15 protein-coding genes are annotated in these 15078 nt (G+C 61.0%); 7 read left to right on the top strand and 8 right to left on the bottom strand.

From position 1 onward, the window contains the following. Nucleotides 1-40: 40 nt before the first annotated feature. The 5 genes from ACWKWE_RS01925 to ACWKWE_RS01905 all read right to left on the bottom strand — a co-directional run bounded on the left by ACWKWE_RS01925 (nucleotide 41) and on the right by ACWKWE_RS01905 (nucleotide 3809). On the bottom strand, nucleotides 41-319 hold the full coding sequence (locus ACWKWE_RS01925; RefSeq protein ID WP_483849438.1) for a DUF1652 domain-containing protein: 279 nt from the start codon (nucleotides 317-319) through the stop codon (nucleotides 41-43). A gap of 313 nt (nucleotides 320-632) precedes the next feature. Next, complete coding sequence (locus tag ACWKWE_RS01920; RefSeq protein WP_166598114.1) at nucleotides 633-1112, bottom strand: hypothetical protein; 480 nt, start codon at nucleotides 1110-1112, stop codon at nucleotides 633-635. A gap of 152 nt (nucleotides 1113-1264) precedes the next feature. Further along, complete coding sequence (locus ACWKWE_RS01915; RefSeq protein WP_166598078.1) at nucleotides 1265-1510, bottom strand: hypothetical protein; 246 nt, start codon at nucleotides 1508-1510, stop codon at nucleotides 1265-1267. 109 nt (nucleotides 1511-1619) lie between these two features. Next, the gene (locus tag ACWKWE_RS01910; protein WP_483849967.1) at nucleotides 1620-2735 is read right to left on the bottom strand and encodes a DUF1615 domain-containing protein; all 1116 of its coding nucleotides are present in this window, start codon (nucleotides 2733-2735) and stop codon (nucleotides 1620-1622) included. Between the two features lie 72 nt (nucleotides 2736-2807). Next, nucleotides 2808-3809, bottom strand: a complete 1002-nt coding sequence (locus ACWKWE_RS01905) for a GlxA family transcriptional regulator (RefSeq protein WP_483849437.1) — start codon at nucleotides 3807-3809, stop codon at nucleotides 2808-2810. A gap of 103 nt (nucleotides 3810-3912) precedes the next feature. Between ACWKWE_RS01905 and ACWKWE_RS01900 the strand changes: the two genes are divergently transcribed. The 6 genes from ACWKWE_RS01900 to ACWKWE_RS01875 all read left to right on the top strand — a co-directional run bounded on the left by ACWKWE_RS01900 (nucleotide 3913) and on the right by ACWKWE_RS01875 (nucleotide 10605). Next, nucleotides 3913-4458, top strand: a complete 546-nt coding sequence (locus tag ACWKWE_RS01900) for a cysteine hydrolase family protein (protein ID WP_483849436.1) — start codon at nucleotides 3913-3915, stop codon at nucleotides 4456-4458. A gap of 567 nt (nucleotides 4459-5025) precedes the next feature. Beyond that, nucleotides 5026-6429, top strand: a complete 1404-nt coding sequence (locus tag ACWKWE_RS01895) for a sodium:solute symporter family protein (RefSeq protein WP_166598075.1) — start codon at nucleotides 5026-5028, stop codon at nucleotides 6427-6429. 64 nt (nucleotides 6430-6493) lie between these two features. Continuing rightward, nucleotides 6494-7447 (top strand): 2-hydroxyacid dehydrogenase, encoded by a 954-nt coding sequence (locus tag ACWKWE_RS01890; protein ID WP_483849435.1) that lies wholly within the window; start codon nucleotides 6494-6496, stop codon nucleotides 7445-7447. Between the two features lie 166 nt (nucleotides 7448-7613). Further along, nucleotides 7614-8258 carry an HAD family hydrolase gene (locus ACWKWE_RS01885; protein WP_341964331.1) on the top strand — a complete coding sequence of 215 codons (645 nt, stop codon included), beginning with the start codon at nucleotides 7614-7616 and terminating at the stop codon, nucleotides 8256-8258. 263 nt (nucleotides 8259-8521) lie between these two features. Continuing rightward, complete coding sequence (locus ACWKWE_RS01880) at nucleotides 8522-9742, top strand: putative DNA modification/repair radical SAM protein (protein ID WP_483849434.1); 1221 nt, start codon at nucleotides 8522-8524, stop codon at nucleotides 9740-9742. After that, complete coding sequence (locus tag ACWKWE_RS01875) at nucleotides 9739-10605, top strand: TIGR03915 family putative DNA repair protein (RefSeq protein ID WP_483849433.1); 867 nt, start codon at nucleotides 9739-9741, stop codon at nucleotides 10603-10605. The genes ACWKWE_RS01880 and ACWKWE_RS01875 overlap by 4 nt, the downstream gene beginning before the upstream one ends. 267 nt (nucleotides 10606-10872) lie before the next feature. On the opposite strand, the gene ACWKWE_RS01870 is transcribed toward ACWKWE_RS01875, so the two are convergent. Then, nucleotides 10873-11910, bottom strand: coding sequence for an alpha/beta hydrolase family protein (locus tag ACWKWE_RS01870; protein WP_166598070.1), 1038 nt, complete (start codon nucleotides 11908-11910; stop codon nucleotides 10873-10875). Nucleotides 11911-12290: 380 nt separating this feature from the next. Then, on the bottom strand, nucleotides 12291-12896 hold the full coding sequence (locus ACWKWE_RS01865) for an FMN-dependent NADH-azoreductase (RefSeq protein WP_483849432.1): 606 nt from the start codon (nucleotides 12894-12896) through the stop codon (nucleotides 12291-12293). 129 nt (nucleotides 12897-13025) lie between these two features. Here ACWKWE_RS01865 and ACWKWE_RS01860 point away from each other — a divergent pair, with 129 nt between their 5' ends. Beyond that, entirely contained in the window at nucleotides 13026-13934 is a 909-nt protein-coding gene (locus tag ACWKWE_RS01860; RefSeq protein WP_483849431.1) for a LysR substrate-binding domain-containing protein, read from the top strand. A gap of 24 nt (nucleotides 13935-13958) precedes the next feature. On the opposite strand, the gene ACWKWE_RS01855 is transcribed toward ACWKWE_RS01860, so the two are convergent. After that, nucleotides 13959-15044, bottom strand: a complete 1086-nt coding sequence (locus tag ACWKWE_RS01855; RefSeq protein WP_483849430.1) for a hypothetical protein — start codon at nucleotides 15042-15044, stop codon at nucleotides 13959-13961. Nucleotides 15045-15078 lie beyond the last annotated feature (34 nt).

Raw genomic sequence — 15078 nt, 5'->3', positions numbered from 1 at the left:
GGCCGGTGAAGATAATAGACCACGCGGCGGATGGCGCTTTTCAGAGCCCCCCGCTGGCAGCGGCGAAGCGTGTCGGGGTCGAGCCGAAGGGCGTGCGGGTGGTGCGCAAGTCGTAGCGCAATTCGGCAACCAGTTCGGCCACGGCGCGCATGGTGTTGATATTGGAAATGGACACGTTCTCGACCTGCATGGCGACGGTACCGGTGGTGGCGTCGTAGATTTTCACCAGCAGGCCGCCGCCGGGCATGAGGGTGCATTCACAGGCCAAGGGCAGAAACGCGCTTTCCAGGGTCCTGCGCAGTTCCGGGGTAAACAGCATCACACCACCTCCATGTTGATCAGGCCGGGCACCGGTGTGCCTGCCTTTCCGGGCCGATGATGGAGTGTAGGTCGGGATTGACGAGGGCCCGGCTCGCCCAGCGGAAATTGCGGGCTTGATCACAGATTGATCTTGGCGCTGATAGGCAGAACATGCGTGTATAACCCCACGCACGCGTCCAAAGGGCAAACACAGCTTGCAACTGTGGGAGCGAATTCATTCGCGAAGGTTGTACATCCGACGCAGATGTGTTGTCTGCCAAATGCTTTCGCGAATGAATTCGCCCCACAGTTTGGCCAACTGTACGGCTTCTCTAAAACGCCATATCCGTCGTCTGCGCATAAATCGAAAACGCGCCCAGCAAAAACCAGAACCCACTGAACAGCCACGGCGTGCGCATCGAGAACATCAGCGACTTCCGATAGCCCTTCTCGCTCGACTCGTGCTCACTGAACAACGGCGAATCGTCATAGGCCAAGCCCATGGCGGGCTGGCTGTGCAGCAGCTGACTTTGCTTGAAGTGCCAATGATCGATGATCTCGTAGGCCGCGCGAATCCCCGGCCAGGCGTGCATCGAGCTGATCAGCCCCAGGAGCGTCAGAAACGGCGGCACGACCAGGGTGAACAGCTTGCCCCACTCCGGGTTCAAGTTCGCCATCGACGAGGCAAACGCGATCACCAGAAATGACTGGGCCGACAAATAGGCGTTGGTGCGGTTGGACAGGATAGCCGTCTCGTACTGGATTTCCTTTCGGTAGAAATCCAGCCGTTCCTTGGGGGTGCCAAACAGCATCGTCTCGGCGGTTTCGACGTCGGAAATCGGCACGCTGCTGGTGATAATGCCGGGTGACACGGTTTCACGCTTCACAGCCAAAAGCTCCCTGATTCACAACGATAAAAGGCCGGAGCGGACATCGTGTTCGCTCCGGCGCAGATACAGGTTTGTTAACGCAGATCATCGGACAGCGGCGTCGGCTCGTCGGGCGGAGGCACCGGAGTGGCGGCCGGCGGCTCATTCCAGTCCGGGGGACGCGGCGCGTCGGGCTTTTGCCAATCCTCGGGTCGCGCTTCAGCACTCTCCTTTTTGTCCTCCTCGAAGTCTTCGTCATCCTTGGCATCGGGATCGAGGTCCTGATCCGCGGTCGGCAGCTCTTCGGGGCGGGTGATCGGCGTGGTGGGATCGACTGACATAAGCACCTCTCTCGGCTGAGCCCAACGATCGGGCTGTCTCAGGTTCGAAGCAGTCGACGCCCAGAGGTGCCACGAATATGACCAGCGGTCGCCTCTACGGCCGTTGCTTTCATTTCAACGCGCCCGACGCCCGCGCCATGCAGCGCACGCGACGCTCTTCGACCCGTTGCGCGAACCAAGCTGTGGTCAGCTTGCGGGTGATCTTCGGGCTTTCCAGCACAATGCCCGGCAAAATCGCCCGAGGCAGCGGCTTGCCTGCCGCCTTGTCCGCCAGGGCGAACACCTGTTTGTAGAGATCGGTGTCTTCGAACTCAAGCGTCTCGCCTTTTTCCAGCGCGCTGCGAATGGTCGGATTGCGCATGCCCAATTGCGTGTGCAGGCTGCGCACGGCCAGTTCGGTCTGCCCCAGCGAAGGGCCGAAACCGTAGCTGATCAGGTCGCCATCCAGCGCCAGGCGCTTGCCAGTCAAGCGCGCGACTGCACTTTGGAACGCAGCGTTGCGGCTGGCGTACCAACCGGCGTTGAAGTCGGCGAAACGGTAAATCGGCTTGTCGTAGCTGACCGGGTAGCCGAGCAAATGGGCGATGCCGAAATACACCCCGCCACGACGGCTGAACACTTCATGGCGAATCGAATCCTCAACCGGGTAGGGATAGCCCCGCGCCTGCTGTTCGGCGAATTCGATGCTGACCTGCATCGGCCCCGCCGTGTGCACCGGGTTAAAGTTGCCGAACAACGTGCGACCCAAAGGCACCATGCCAATGAAGTCGTCGAAGATCGCACTGAGGTCTTTTTCGGTGCGGGCCGCGCTGAGGCGTTCGTTGTAGGTTTTGCCGGTGGGCGAGCGGATGTCCAGCGCACTGCGCACCAGCAGATTGGGGATGTGGGCCTTGCTGGCGCGACGGTCAATCTCGTCTTGGGCGATCTTGCCCATGCCGGGCACGGCCGGGTCGACCTGATAGTTGGATTCTTGCTCCGCCACCGCCAGCACCGAACAGAGGTTTTCGACAGTGGGGTCGATTTTCTGCGCATCGAACGCGGTGTAGATGTCGGTCGCCCAGCCTTTGCGATCAGGGACGCTGGCGGGCAACAGCCGCACGATTTCGCTGCGCACCACGTCGGGCGGGGGTGGCGGCGCCTGAGTCCGCTGCGAGCCGCACCCGGCCAGCAACGCCAGCAGCAGCGCGGCGGCAAGGCCATGGGCGTGGCGAGTGAGTCCGTTCATGAGCATGAAATGTCGGTCTTCCAGAAGAGAGCTGTCGCGTTGGACAGCGCGGGGCGTCGAGTGACTCATGATTCAACCACGGGATGACACCCCCTGCGAGCCAACGCCGTATTTGGTGCGGTATTCGCTGGGAGCCAGTCCTGTGATTTTTCTGAAGGTCGAGCGGAAAGCCGCAGGGTCCTGATAGCCCACGGTCCAGGCGATGTGGTCGACCGTGGAGGTGGTGAATTCCAGCATCTCCCGTGCCTTGCCCACTCGCAGATGCTGGCAATACTCGGTGGGTCTCAGGCCCGTCGCGGCCCGAAAGCGTCGCAGAAAAGTGCGCTCCTCCAGCCCGGCGCGCCGCGCCATCTCATCGACCGACACGTCCACCGCACCGACGCTTTGCAGCCAATGCTGGACCTTCAACACCGAGGCATCGCCGTGGTTCAGAATCGGCGCAAAGTTGCTGCCGTATTCCTGCGCGCTTTCGCTGTGTTCGATCACCAGAAAACGTGCCGTCCGGGAGGCGATCCCAGGGCCGAGCAATCGGCTCACCAGACGCAACCCCAGGTCGGACCAGGCCATCAGCCCCGCCGTGGTGATGATGTCGCCGTCGTCGATGATGGGCTTGTCGACATTCACCTTGATGTTGGGAAAGCGTTCACTCAAAGGACTCGCCTGACTCCAGTGGGTGGTCGCGGCACGACCGTCGAGCAGCCCCGTCTGCGCAAGGACAAAAGCGCCCAGGCACACCGTGCCGATGGTCGCTCCGGCCCCATGCTGGGCCAGCACCCAGCGCGAAAGGCCGTCCATGGCCTCCGTTCCCGGTAGCCCCATCAACGAGGGCGGAATCAGCACGGCGGCCAACGGTCCCTGCCCGTCCGAGGCAAACGTCTCAAACACCCGCTGCGGTTCGCATTGCGCATCAACCTGCCAGTGACTGACCCGCAGCCGTGGCAGTTGCGAAGACTGCTGTTCGTCGGCCATGCGGTTGGCGACTTCGAACAGGTCGGTCAGCCCATGCACCGCCGCCATTTGCGCGCCGGGGTAAATCAGCACCCCGATGTCGGCCACCGCCCGTTCAACGCTCATTGTCAGTTTTCCCTCGCCATATGTCGGTGCTGACAATCCTCCTGCGCGACAGAGAGGTCAATACTGAACGCCACATCACACACATCCCACCGAGGAAACAGACATGTCCCACACAGCACTCATCGTCGTCGACATCCAGAACGATTATTTCCCTGGCGGCAAATGGCCGCTGACGGGTGCCGATGCCGCCGTCGACAACGCCGCCCGTGTCGTTCAGGCGAGCCGTGATGCAGGCCACCCGGTGATCTTCGTGCGCCACGAATTCACCAGCACCGACGCCCCGTTTTTCGTGCCGGGCTCGGAGGGCGCGCAGTTGCACCCCAAAGTGGCGAATCAGGGGCAGGAGTCAGTGGTGCTCAAGCATTTTCCCAATGCCTTTCGCGAGACCGGCCTGAAGGCGCTGCTGGACGAACAGGGGATCGAGGACTTGGTGGTGATCGGCTCGATGAGCCACATGTGCATCGACGCTACGGTTCGTGCAGCAGCGGATCTGGGTTACAAGGTCAACGTCATCCATGACGCCTGCGCGACCCGCGACCTGGAATTCAACGGCACGACCGTCCCTGCCGCACAGGTGCATGCAGCGTTCATGTCAGCGTTGGGGTTTGCCTATGCGGAGGTCATTTCGACTGAGGCGTTTTTAGGCTGAGGCGGTAGGCCTTCTCGCTGCCGTCGTAACCTCCGGCGTCTCCTACGAGATCAGTGTCGAACTCAAAATGTGTGATCGACGCTGAATGGCAAAACAGCATCAGGCCGAACATGCAAATTCGACGCAGAATCGGTGGCAGACGCCGGAGGTCACGACGGCAGCGAAGCTGATCGCGCAGACCTTCTCTACCACCTGGCCAGCGACAAACGGCCCTTGATTCACCGGAGCACAACGGTACGATTGCAGGACGTTGTACGATGACGTATAACGAACGCTTCGTATTGAGTTGCTTTCCAACGTAAATCACGAGCCTCTAATAAAAATGAACACACACACGATTTTCCGCCTTGCATCCCACGTTGGCTGGGCCTTTACGCCCGACCGCTCTTCTCCCAATCAGTCTCCCAATCCGTCTCCCGGCACAGCATAGCCCTGGGCAGGTTGAATCTGCCTTTTCTACATTCGGCTTTGAATCAGCCCTGTCGTCCTACAACGACCTGTGACTGTGTAGCCCACTCACGCCCGCATTACCTTCCACGCGCCCTGAAAAAGGGGAACGGAGCGAACATGGACCCAAGAATAACAATCATCCTGTGCTTGACCGCCGGCTACTTCGTGGTCATGTCCTACATCGGCTACAGCGTGCGCAAACACGCGAAAAGCAGCGACGGTTTCACCGGTGGCGGCCGCAGCTTTCCACCCTTTTTGATCGGTGCCCTGCTGCTCTCCGAGTTCATCGGCAGTTCAGTGAGCATCGGTACAGCACAAAAGGGTTTTGAAGCCGGGATTTCCGCGGCCTGGAACTTGGTCGCGCTGTCCCTCGGCTTTCTATTGCTGGCCTTGGTACTGGCGAAGAAATACCGCGAGACCGGCCTGAACACGATCTCCGGCATCCTCGCGCAGAACTACGGCCAAGGCACACGCTACGCCGCTTCGGTGCTGACCATCTGTGCGCTGAGCATCGTTTCCGTGGCGCTTTACGCCAGCGGCGGCGCGGTGTTGGCGGCGGTGCTGAACATCGACAAGACCCTCGCGATCCTGTTGGTGGGCGTGATCACCGTGTTCTATGTCAGCGTCGGCGGCATGCGCTCGGTGGTCTACACCAACTTCGTGCACGCCGTGATCAAATACATCGGCATTGCCCTCGCGCTGGCGTTCGCCCTGAGTGCAAGCGGTGGCATCGGCGCGCTGCAAGCCAAGCTGCCTGCGACCATGTTCGATTTCACCGGCGTGGGCTGGGGTCAGATCTTCGCGTGGATGATCGGCGGTGTTGGCTCGATCTTCGCCACTCAGTACGTGATTCAAGCGCTGGTCAGCACCAAGGACGAAAAGACCGCCAAGCGCGCCTGCTTCTATGTGTCTTCGCTGATGATTCCTTTCGGCCTGATGGCGGCGCTCATCGGCATGTGCAGCGCCTACTTGTACCCCGGCATCAAATCCATCGACGCCTTCCCCGCGCTCATCGCCCACATGCCGACCTTCTCGGCGAGCCTGGTGGTGATCGGTCTGGCGGGCGCGCTGTTCGGTGGTATCTCGGCCAACACCCTCGCCTCCGCAACACTGGCGATGAAGGACTTCTATGACCCGTTCTTCAACAAAGAGAAAAATGACCGTAAATCGGTGGTGTTCATTCGTCTGGCAATTATCGTCATCGGCTTTCTGCCGTTGATCCTGGCGCTGTTCGCCGACAAGATTCTGCTGATCGCCTTCCTCGGCAAAGCCCTGCGGGCCACGCTCGCGGTGATCGTGCTGATGTGCTTCTACGCGCCAAAATTCGGCAGCGGTCGCGGCGCACTGGCAGGCGTGATCCTGTCGGTGTTCTCGACCATCGGCTGGTTTCTGGCGGGCAATCCATACGGCATCGACAGTTCATACTTCGCGCTTTTCGCCCCGCTGCTGACGATGGCCATCGCCGAACTGCTCAAAACCGGGCGTTCCGAACCGCAACCTGTGTTAAACAAGAACGGCTGAAACGTTTTTCGATGCTGTCACCCAGGCGCGCCTCGGTCAGAGGGCGCGCCGCAAGGAGGAAACAATGAGCGACAAGAAAGCCGACGTGCTGGTCTGGGGTCCGGTGCATGCCGCACTGACGCAAGACCTGGAACGTGACTTCACCGTGCACAACCGCTGGGAGATCAAGGACATCGACGCCTGGGCCGCTGAGCATGGCGCCAAGATTCGCGGCGTGGTCACCAGCGGCGTCTACGGCACCGACAACGCGTTGCTCGACAAGCTGCCAAACCTGCAAGTGGTCAACAGTTTTGGCGTGGGGTACGACCCTATCGACACCGCCTACCTGGCGAAACGCGGCATCCCACTGAGTAATACCCCCGATGTCCTGAACAATGCCGTGGCCGAAACCGCCTTGGCCCTGATGCTGGCCGTATCCCGTCGTATCGGTGAAGCCGAGCGCTTCGTGCGGGCCGGCAAATGGCTAAACGCCAAACTGCCGCTGGGCAACAGCCTCAATGGCAAGACCTGCGGCATTGTCGGCCTCGGCAAGATCGGTAAGACGATTGCCAAACGCGCCGCTGCATTCGACATGGACATCGCCTATTACCGTCGTGGTCAGGCCTATCCGGATGTTTCCTACACCCACTACGGCAATCTCATCGAGCTGGCCAAGGCGTCGGATTATCTGATCCTGATTGTGCCGGGCGGGGCTGACACGCAGCACATGGTCAACGCCGAAGTATTGAAAGCCCTGGGGCCGAAATCCTTCCTGATCAACGTTGCCCGTGGTTCTGTGGTCGATGAGAAGGCGCTGGTCGCGTCGTTGCTGGAGTCGGGCATCGCGGGCGCAGGTCTCGACGTGTTCGAAGACGAGCCCAATGTTCCAGCCGAGCTGCTGACCCTCGACAACGTGGTCCTGACGCCGCACATCGGCAGCGGCACACACGAAACCCGTCAAGCCATGGCCGATCTGGTTTTCGCCAACGTCAGCGGTTTCTTCGACGAAGGTAAGCTAGTGACCCCGGTTTCTGTGTAAACCGGCCGCTGTTGCTACAAGGCCTACAGCCCAGTGCGTGATCATATTCGCCTTGGTCTGTAGGCCGATGCCTGCATGACCGTAGGTCAGTGTTCCCCCCTCCCCGCCAACTTTTCTGGATAATGCCGGTCCAACCGCCCCGAACATGAACACGGGAGAATCCTGTTTGAACATTGCAGGCGTCATTTTCGACTGCGACGGAACCCTGGTGGACAGCGAACGGCTGGCTGCGGGGCTTTTGCGCGACATATTGCAGGAACACCGGGTCACCCTGACCCTTGATGAAGTGCTGGAACGCTTCCGTGGCGTGCAATTCGCGCTGTGCATGGAAGGCCTGTGCCGCGATTACCCGTGGCTGCCCAACCTCGAAATCGTCAACAGTTTCCGGGCGCGCACCCTCCCGCTGTTGCAGGCTGAACTCGAAGAAATGCCCGGTGCGGTGGACTTCGTGCGCAGCCTGTCCCTGCCCAAATGCGTGGCATCGAACGGCCCGCGCAGCAAGATCGAAACCTGCCTGAGCACGGTCGGCCTGCTGGACGTGTTTCATGGCCTGATCGTCAGCGCGTACGAAGTGGATGCGTGGAAACCGTCGCCCATTCTTATCGAGCATGCGGCCGATTTGCTGGGCCTGAAACCGGAGGAATGCCTGTTGGTGGAAGACAGCATCCCCGGCGTCATGGCAGGGCTCGGCGCGGGGGCTCAAGTGGCCGGGTATGGCGACACGGATTTCTCGGACTTCGAAGACCACGTCAATTTTCACCCGGTGAAAAACTTCGGTGAGCTGCGGGAATTGGTGCAGCGGATCAGCTAAGCACTTCCGAAGTGCTATGCAAATATCTTCTGTGGGAGCGAATTCATTCGCGAAGCGGTGGTTCAGGCGATGGAAAGGCGTCGGCAATGCCGCCCGCTCGCGAATGACTTCGCTCCCACCGCTACATCGGCACCTGAGAGAACGATCGCGGTCCGGCCTTTTCGGTCACCCGGATGCCTCAGAACCCCCTCATCCCTTCAATCGGCCCTTGTTGATTGTCGCGGAACTCGATACTGTACATAAAACCAGTATCGAGAAATCCCATGCAGCTGATCGACAAGCTCAGCATCCTCGCTGACGCCGCCAAATATGACGCTTCCTGCGCCAGCAGTGCCGCGCCCAAGCGCAGTTCCGAGGGCAAATCCGGGATCGGTTCCAGTACCGGCATGGGCATTTGTCACAGCTACACGCCTGACGGGCGCTGCGTCTCGCTGCTGAAAATCCTCCTGACCAACTTCTGCCTTTACGACTGCCAGTACTGCGTCAATCGCCGCTCCAGCGACGTGCCCCGCGCACGGTTCAGCCCGGAAGAGGTCGTGACCCTCACCCTGGATTTTTACCGCCGCAACTGCGTCAGCGGGCTGTTCCTCAGCTCCGGGATCATTCGCTCGGCGGACTACACGATGGAGCAACTGGTGCGCGTCGCCAAACTGCTGCGCGAGGAACACGAGTTTCGCGGTTACATCCACCTCAAGACCATTCCCGAAGCCGACCCGGCCCTGATCGAGGAAGCCGGGCGTTATGCCGACCGCTTGAGCGTGAACATTGAGCTGCCCACCCAACTCGGCTTGCAAACACTTGCCCCCGAGAAGGAAATGGGCTCGATCAAGCAGGCCATGCAGACCATTTATACCGGCCAGCAGACCATCCTGAACGAGCCCAAGGGCCCGCGTTTCACCCCGGCCGGGCAAAGCACACAGATGATTGTCGGCGCCGATGACACTGACGACAGCACCCTGCTGCACACTGCTGAATCCTTGTATGGCGATTACCGGCTCAAGCGCGTCTATTACTCGGCCTTCAGCCCCATCCCCAACAGCCCGAAAAGCGTGCCTTTGGCGGCCCCGCCGCTGATGCGCGAACACCGGCTGTATCAGGCGGATTTTCTGCTCCGGGGTTACGGCTACAGCGCCAACGAGCTGCTGAGCGGACCGGGGCACCTGGCGCTCGACATCGATCCGAAGCTGGCCTGGGCCCTGGAACACCGCGATATTTTTCCGCTGGACCTCAACCGCGCAGAACCGGCGATGATCGCGCGCATTCCCGGCATCGGTATCCGCACCACCAAGCGCCTTGTCGAACTGCGTCGCCAACGGCGGATTCGCTATGAAGACTTGACCCGCCTGCGCTGCGTGCTGGCCAAAGCCAAGCCTTTCATCATCACCAGCGATTACCACCCCCGACAGGCAGAAAGCTCCAGCGTCATGCTGCGCGAGCAATTGCGCGACCGCCCGCAGCCTCAACAGATGGCGCTGTGGGCATGATCATTCTCGATTGCGACGACCTGTTCGAGACCTGGCGACAGCAAGCCCGCTGGCTGCTCAGTCATCAGATCAATCCGGATCAGGTCAGTTGGACTGTACGCGAAGAGGCGGACCTGTTTGCCAGCGAACACGACTACCCTGATCACCCCGGCCCGTTTCAGGCGCGGGTGCCTTTGGAGCTGATTGAACTGCTGCAAAACGCAGCGCAATATCGCGGCGAACAGCGCTGGAGTGTGTTGTATGAGGTGTTGTGGCGCGTCGTTCATGGCGACCGCACGGCGATGCTCGCAGGCGACAAGCTGGGCAGCGAGCTTCACCGGAGACTGAAGCAGGTCAGCCGCGAAGCCCATCACCTGCATGCGTTTCTGCGCTTTATCGCCTTGCCCGTCGATCCGAACCCGAAGGACTTAGCCGTCAAGGCAGCACTGCTGGAAACCCGGTCATTGCCGGAATACGTGGCGTGGCATGAACCCGCCCACGACATTTTGCGCACCGCCAGCGAGCATTTCATCGGCCGTCTGGGCCGTCATCGCTGGATGATCGCGACGCCCCAGGACGGCGTGTTCTACGACGGTCAGCAACTGATCCATAAGCGCCAATGCCCCGAAGCCTGGCAAGCGTTGGCGGGCAACGCCGACGATCCCCACGGCGAGCTGTGGTTGACCTATTACAGCCACATCTTCAACCCCGCGCGGCTCAACCCCAAGGTCATGCAGGGCCACCTCCCTGCCCGCTTCTGGAAAAACCTGCCCGAAGGCCCACTGATCCCCGCATTGATCAGCGAGGCACGTACGGGGAAGCAGCGGGACGGTCAAGCGAGGAAGATTGGGGAGCGTCAGGGGAAAGTGATCAGAGCGAGATAGGCGCTGGATGCGATCCAACTGTCGGAGCGAATTTATTCGCGAATGGCCTTCACAGACGATGCATCATCAGCGTCTGGCCAATCTTTCGTGAATGAATTCGCTCCCACAGTAGAGTCCGCGTCTGCTCGCATTTCGCGGCGCAGGGATACATCTGTGGGAGCGAATTTATTCGCGAATGGCCCTCACAGACGATGCATCTCCAGCGTCTGGCCAATCTTTCGCGAATGAATTCGCTTCCGCAGGGGCCCTTGAACGCGCAAGTGGGCGTTAATGCACCGCCGCCTGCTGCATGCCTGCCGTGCTCAACGGCGTACCCAGAGTCGAACCGAAGAACTCCACCGCCTCACTGCTCAAATTGCGATGAATGTCTTCGCGGTCCACGCCCACGGCGTCGGTGCACAGCCCCGGCTGGGTGGCGCGCTGCATGTCGTCACACGGCGCCATGAACACGAAGTGCCCTGCCCCGGCCAACAGCTTGAAGTTCGACACGTCCGGCAGCTTGCGCGCCAGCGCTTCGGCATTTTTGTCGATGGCCAGCAGCTCATCGCCATCGCCGCTATACAGCAACACCGGCACGTGCACATCCGCCAATGTCTGACGCCCGAACATGATGCCCAGGGGTGCCATCAACATCAGCGCGCCGACGCGAGGGTCCGCCTGGGCATGCAAGTCCTCACGATCCACCAGCAATTCGCCTTGAGTCTTGCAGGCGTCAATGTCTTGCGGACGCTCGACACAGTACTGGCGAAGGCGTTTGAGGTCAGGTTTGGCCCCCGCGAGAATCAACGCGGTCTCGCCCCCGGCGGAATAGCCGATGACGCCCACGCGGCGGGCGCTGATGTAAGGCGAAAGCATCGGGTCAAGCAACGCCGCGCTGATCGCTTCCGAGATCTGCAACGGTCGCCCATACAGATTGCTCAGGCTGCCAAGGCGGCTGTGATCGAGGTAGTTATCACCGGGGTGAAAGACCGCCACCACCACGAAGCCTTTACGGGCCAAAGACGTGGCCAGGTCGTGTTGAGCGAGTGGAGTGCCGGTGTTGCCGTGTGACAGCATAAGCATCGGGAACCGGCCCATGGCGATGGTCGCGTCCTCGGTGGCCCGGATCGGATAGCCCTGAACCCGGGTTACGCTGTCCGGGTCGGTGGACGGATAAAAGGCGTAGGCGTGCATCGGCTGGGAATCCAGCGGATCGAGAAACGTCAGCTCATGAAAGCCGACGCTCCAGTTTTCCGATTCACTGGCCTGCACTGAAATCAGGCCGCTGAACAGGCTAATCACCATCACTGCACAAAGACGCATCATCGCAATGCCCCTCACCTTCTCAATCCGTGGCCGTCGAATCAGACCCGATGGGCCTGAACTCCTTGTAAACCGCAGCCTGTCGCTATCTGACCGGTAAAGATCGATAACATTCGGTGCGATGCTTAGATCGATATTGCACAAGGCGGGCCAAGCTCGGAAATATGAGAAAAGCTGGCCATTTGTAATCAATAAGCGGCCGGTTACGGCAATTTTAGCGCTATCCGGAGAAGCTTACCCGCAAAGAAATCGCAAAGTCTGTCGCCCGGCTGAACGCGCGTGATTCCACCAGGCCTGAAACGACAAAAGCCCCGGCATCGATGGGATGACGGGGCTTTCGACAGCGTTGTGGCAGCGGACAAGCGGCGTCCGCGATCGAGGAGTTACGCGAACAGCGTTTCTTCGATGTGCTTCTGGGCGGCAGTCAGTGCGGCGGCACGAGGCTCGTCGCCATAGGCCAGGCCGTGAGCGGTGACGAATTCCAGGTCAGCAACGCCCAGGAAGCCGAACAGCACCTTGAGGAGCGCGTCATGGCCTACACCGGTAGGTTGACCCACGTGCAGGCCGCCCGACGTGGAAACGATGATGACTTTCTTGCCTTTGCACAGACCTTCGGGACCGGCTTCGGTGTAACGGAACGTGCGGCCGGCGACAGTGATACGGTCGATCCAGGCTTTCAGTTGGCTTGGGATGGTGAAGTTGTACATCGGCGCGCCGATGACCACGACGTCAGCCGCCAGGAATTGCTGCAGGGTCGCTTCGTTGGTGTCCACTTCCAGGTTCTGAGCGGTGTCGCGGCCCTCAGCCGGTGTGCCCGCAGCGGCCAGCGCCGCGCCGGAGAAGTGACCCAGTGCTTCGCTGGCCAGATCGCGATAGACCACGTCGGTGCCAGGGTGAGCGGCGACGTAGGATTGAACGACGCTGCGGCTCAATTGGCGCGAAGCGGAGTGATCGCCGAGGATGCTGGAATCGATGTGCAAAAGAGTCATGAATGTGCTTCCTGAGTGGGAATCGCCGCTTGGCGATCAAGTGACGATAATCCTACCCGGTAAGCCAATGGCTGATTAGTCGGCAAAAATGCGATAGTTCGTCCCACTCACAGGACAATCGAGTTCATCATGCAAGATCTCAACGACCTTTATTACTTCGCCAAGGTGGTCGAATGCGGCGGTTTCGCGGCAGCCGGGCGTGCGCTGGGTATTCCCAAGTCGCGCTTGTCACGGCGGATTGCCGAGCTGGAAATGCGCCTCAACGCCAGCCTGCTGCAGCGCACCACCCGCAAACTGGCGCTCACGGCGGTGGGCGAACGTTACCTGCAACACTGCCAGGCGATGCTGCTGGAGGCTGAAATGGCCGATGAGGCGGTGGCGTCGCTGTCGGCCGAACCGAGGGGGCGCCTGCGGGTGTCCTGCCCGGTCGGCATGACCCACTGGAACCTGAGCAACGTGGTCACGGAGTTTTTGGCGCGCTACCCCCAGGTCCAGCTGGAGCTGCTGCTGGTGAACCGTAGGGTCGATCTGGTCAATGAAGGCATCGACGTCGCCCTGCGCGTGCGCGACATCGGTGATGAAGACCCGAACCTCATCGTCCGTCAACTGGTGCCGGCGTTTGCAGCGCTGGTCGCCTCTCCTTCGCTGATTGCTGGAATGGACATCCGCACCCCCGACGACTTGAGCGCCCTGCCTGTGCTGGGCGCCATCGAGGCCGACCGCAAGGTGCACTTCCTGCTGATTCACGAAGACGGCCGTCGCCAGGAAGTGGTGCTCGACGCGCGACTGGCCGTGGATGATTTCAACATCCGCAAGGCGGGCGCACTGGCAGGGCTGGGCATGACCATGCTGCCGATGATGAATTGCAAGGACGCCCTGGCCGACGGGACGCTGGTGCGGTTGCTGCCGGACTGGTCCATGTCGACCGGCAACCTGCAGGCGGCCTACACCCAGCGACGGGGCGCGTTGCCCGCCGTGCGCGCATGGCTCGACCACGTGACCGAGGGTTTCAGCCAGTTCGCCTCGGCGTGCCCATGAGCCAATCCTGACGTTTCTGGCGGTTCACGTCAGATTCAGCGGCGCGGCGCCGGTGAAATGTCGGTACAGCACGACAGAACGGAGCATCACCGTCGCCCGGCGCTCATAGGCACTGGGCGCGCACTTGGCGTATTCCTCCAGCTCACGCCGCACCCGACCCTCGACGTCAGTGGCCGGGGTTTTCACGGCACGATCGGCGCAGGCCGGCAGGGAGTTGCGCAGGCGCACGTTGACCAACAGCTCTTCCGCCGCACCCTCGCCCGCAGGCACGGCAGCAAGGCTTCTGGTCCAGTACTTTTCCAGCCAGCTCTGAAACAGCCAGCGTTGCCCGGCCTTGGTGCGCAGCGCCGCGCGGATGAAGGTCCGGAACGTTTGCCAGTCCAGGGACGTCAGCGACGGGTTGCGGTACTTGTCGCAGTAGCTGGGGTAATGGGGGTTTGAAAAGTGCTTGAACGCGGCGCCTTCCAGGTCCGCCTCGATCTGCACCGGCGCACATAAACCCGCTGCTCGAAGCTGACCATAAACGCCGACCCCTTCGGCCGGGTACAGCGCGGGGTCCGCAAGGCGCAGGAGCGCGACCTTGTGTTCGGCGGGCACCAGCCCGGACTGGGCGACGTAGGTGATGAACTCCAACAGATCGCCCTGATCCATGTGAGCAATGCCCACCCCACCTACGCCATAGCTCATGAGGTGCTTGCCGGTGTTGGCGCTGGTCTGTGACTTCCAGTCATTCTGCACCGGGTCGGGGGGCAGGCCCGAGGGATCGTCGATCCCCCATTGTGCGACGCCAAGGGTCAAGGCAATCAGCCCTAATCCTTGTTGCGCCGTGGAATTCTGAGGGTTGTCGCGATAATCGAGCATCAGCGTTTTGACGAACCCGACGTCCAGGGTTTCCCCCTGAATGTTGTCGTCCGCCGACGGCGACCAGCCCCCTCGTTCGAGAATGTGTTCGATGGCCGCATCCGGCAGCCCGGCAGCTTGAGCGTGGCCGTCGCCCCCCGCCAGCAGCTCCGGCCATGTCGTCCAGTTAAAACCCACTGCGGCACTGGCCGCGCCCGGCAGGCACAGCGCTGCGCCACCCATCAGAAACCCACGACGTGTAAGAGGCATTGCGGTATCCCCCAAATTCACACTGATTCTGTTA

It is taken from the genome of Pseudomonas salicis, assembly GCF_057128705.1.
This window is presented reverse-complemented; position numbering and strand designations above follow the sequence as displayed.

Bases quoted from the DNA above. Each gene is read 5' to 3' on its own strand.
- ACWKWE_RS01925 (WP_483849438.1), bottom strand. From the start codon at position 319: ATGCTGTTTACCCCGGAACTGCGCAGGACCCTGGAAAGCGCGTTTCTG.
- ACWKWE_RS01920 (WP_166598114.1), bottom strand. From the start codon at position 1,112: ATGCTGTTTGGCACCCCCAAGGAACGGCTGGATTTCTACCGAAAGGAA.
- ACWKWE_RS01915 (WP_166598078.1), bottom strand. From the start codon at position 1,510: ATGTCAGTCGATCCCACCACGCCGATCACCCGCCCCGAAGAGCTGCCG.
- ACWKWE_RS01910 (WP_483849967.1), bottom strand. From the start codon at position 2,735: ATGAACGGACTCACTCGCCACGCCCATGGCCTTGCCGCCGCGCTGCTG.
- ACWKWE_RS01905 (WP_483849437.1), bottom strand. From the start codon at position 3,809: ATGAGCGTTGAACGGGCGGTGGCCGACATCGGGGTGCTGATTTACCCC.
- ACWKWE_RS01900 (WP_483849436.1), top strand. From the start codon at position 3,913: ATGTCCCACACAGCACTCATCGTCGTCGACATCCAGAACGATTATTTC.
- ACWKWE_RS01895 (WP_166598075.1), top strand. From the start codon at position 5,026: ATGGACCCAAGAATAACAATCATCCTGTGCTTGACCGCCGGCTACTTC.
- ACWKWE_RS01890 (WP_483849435.1), top strand. From the start codon at position 6,494: ATGAGCGACAAGAAAGCCGACGTGCTGGTCTGGGGTCCGGTGCATGCC.
- ACWKWE_RS01880 (WP_483849434.1), top strand. From the start codon at position 8,522: ATGCAGCTGATCGACAAGCTCAGCATCCTCGCTGACGCCGCCAAATAT.
- ACWKWE_RS01875 (WP_483849433.1), top strand. From the start codon at position 9,739: ATGATCATTCTCGATTGCGACGACCTGTTCGAGACCTGGCGACAGCAA.
- ACWKWE_RS01870 (WP_166598070.1), bottom strand. From the start codon at position 11,910: ATGATGCGTCTTTGTGCAGTGATGGTGATTAGCCTGTTCAGCGGCCTG.
- ACWKWE_RS01865 (WP_483849432.1), bottom strand. From the start codon at position 12,896: ATGACTCTTTTGCACATCGATTCCAGCATCCTCGGCGATCACTCCGCT.
- ACWKWE_RS01860 (WP_483849431.1), top strand. From the start codon at position 13,026: ATGCAAGATCTCAACGACCTTTATTACTTCGCCAAGGTGGTCGAATGC.
- ACWKWE_RS01855 (WP_483849430.1), bottom strand. From the start codon at position 15,044: ATGCCTCTTACACGTCGTGGGTTTCTGATGGGTGGCGCAGCGCTGTGC.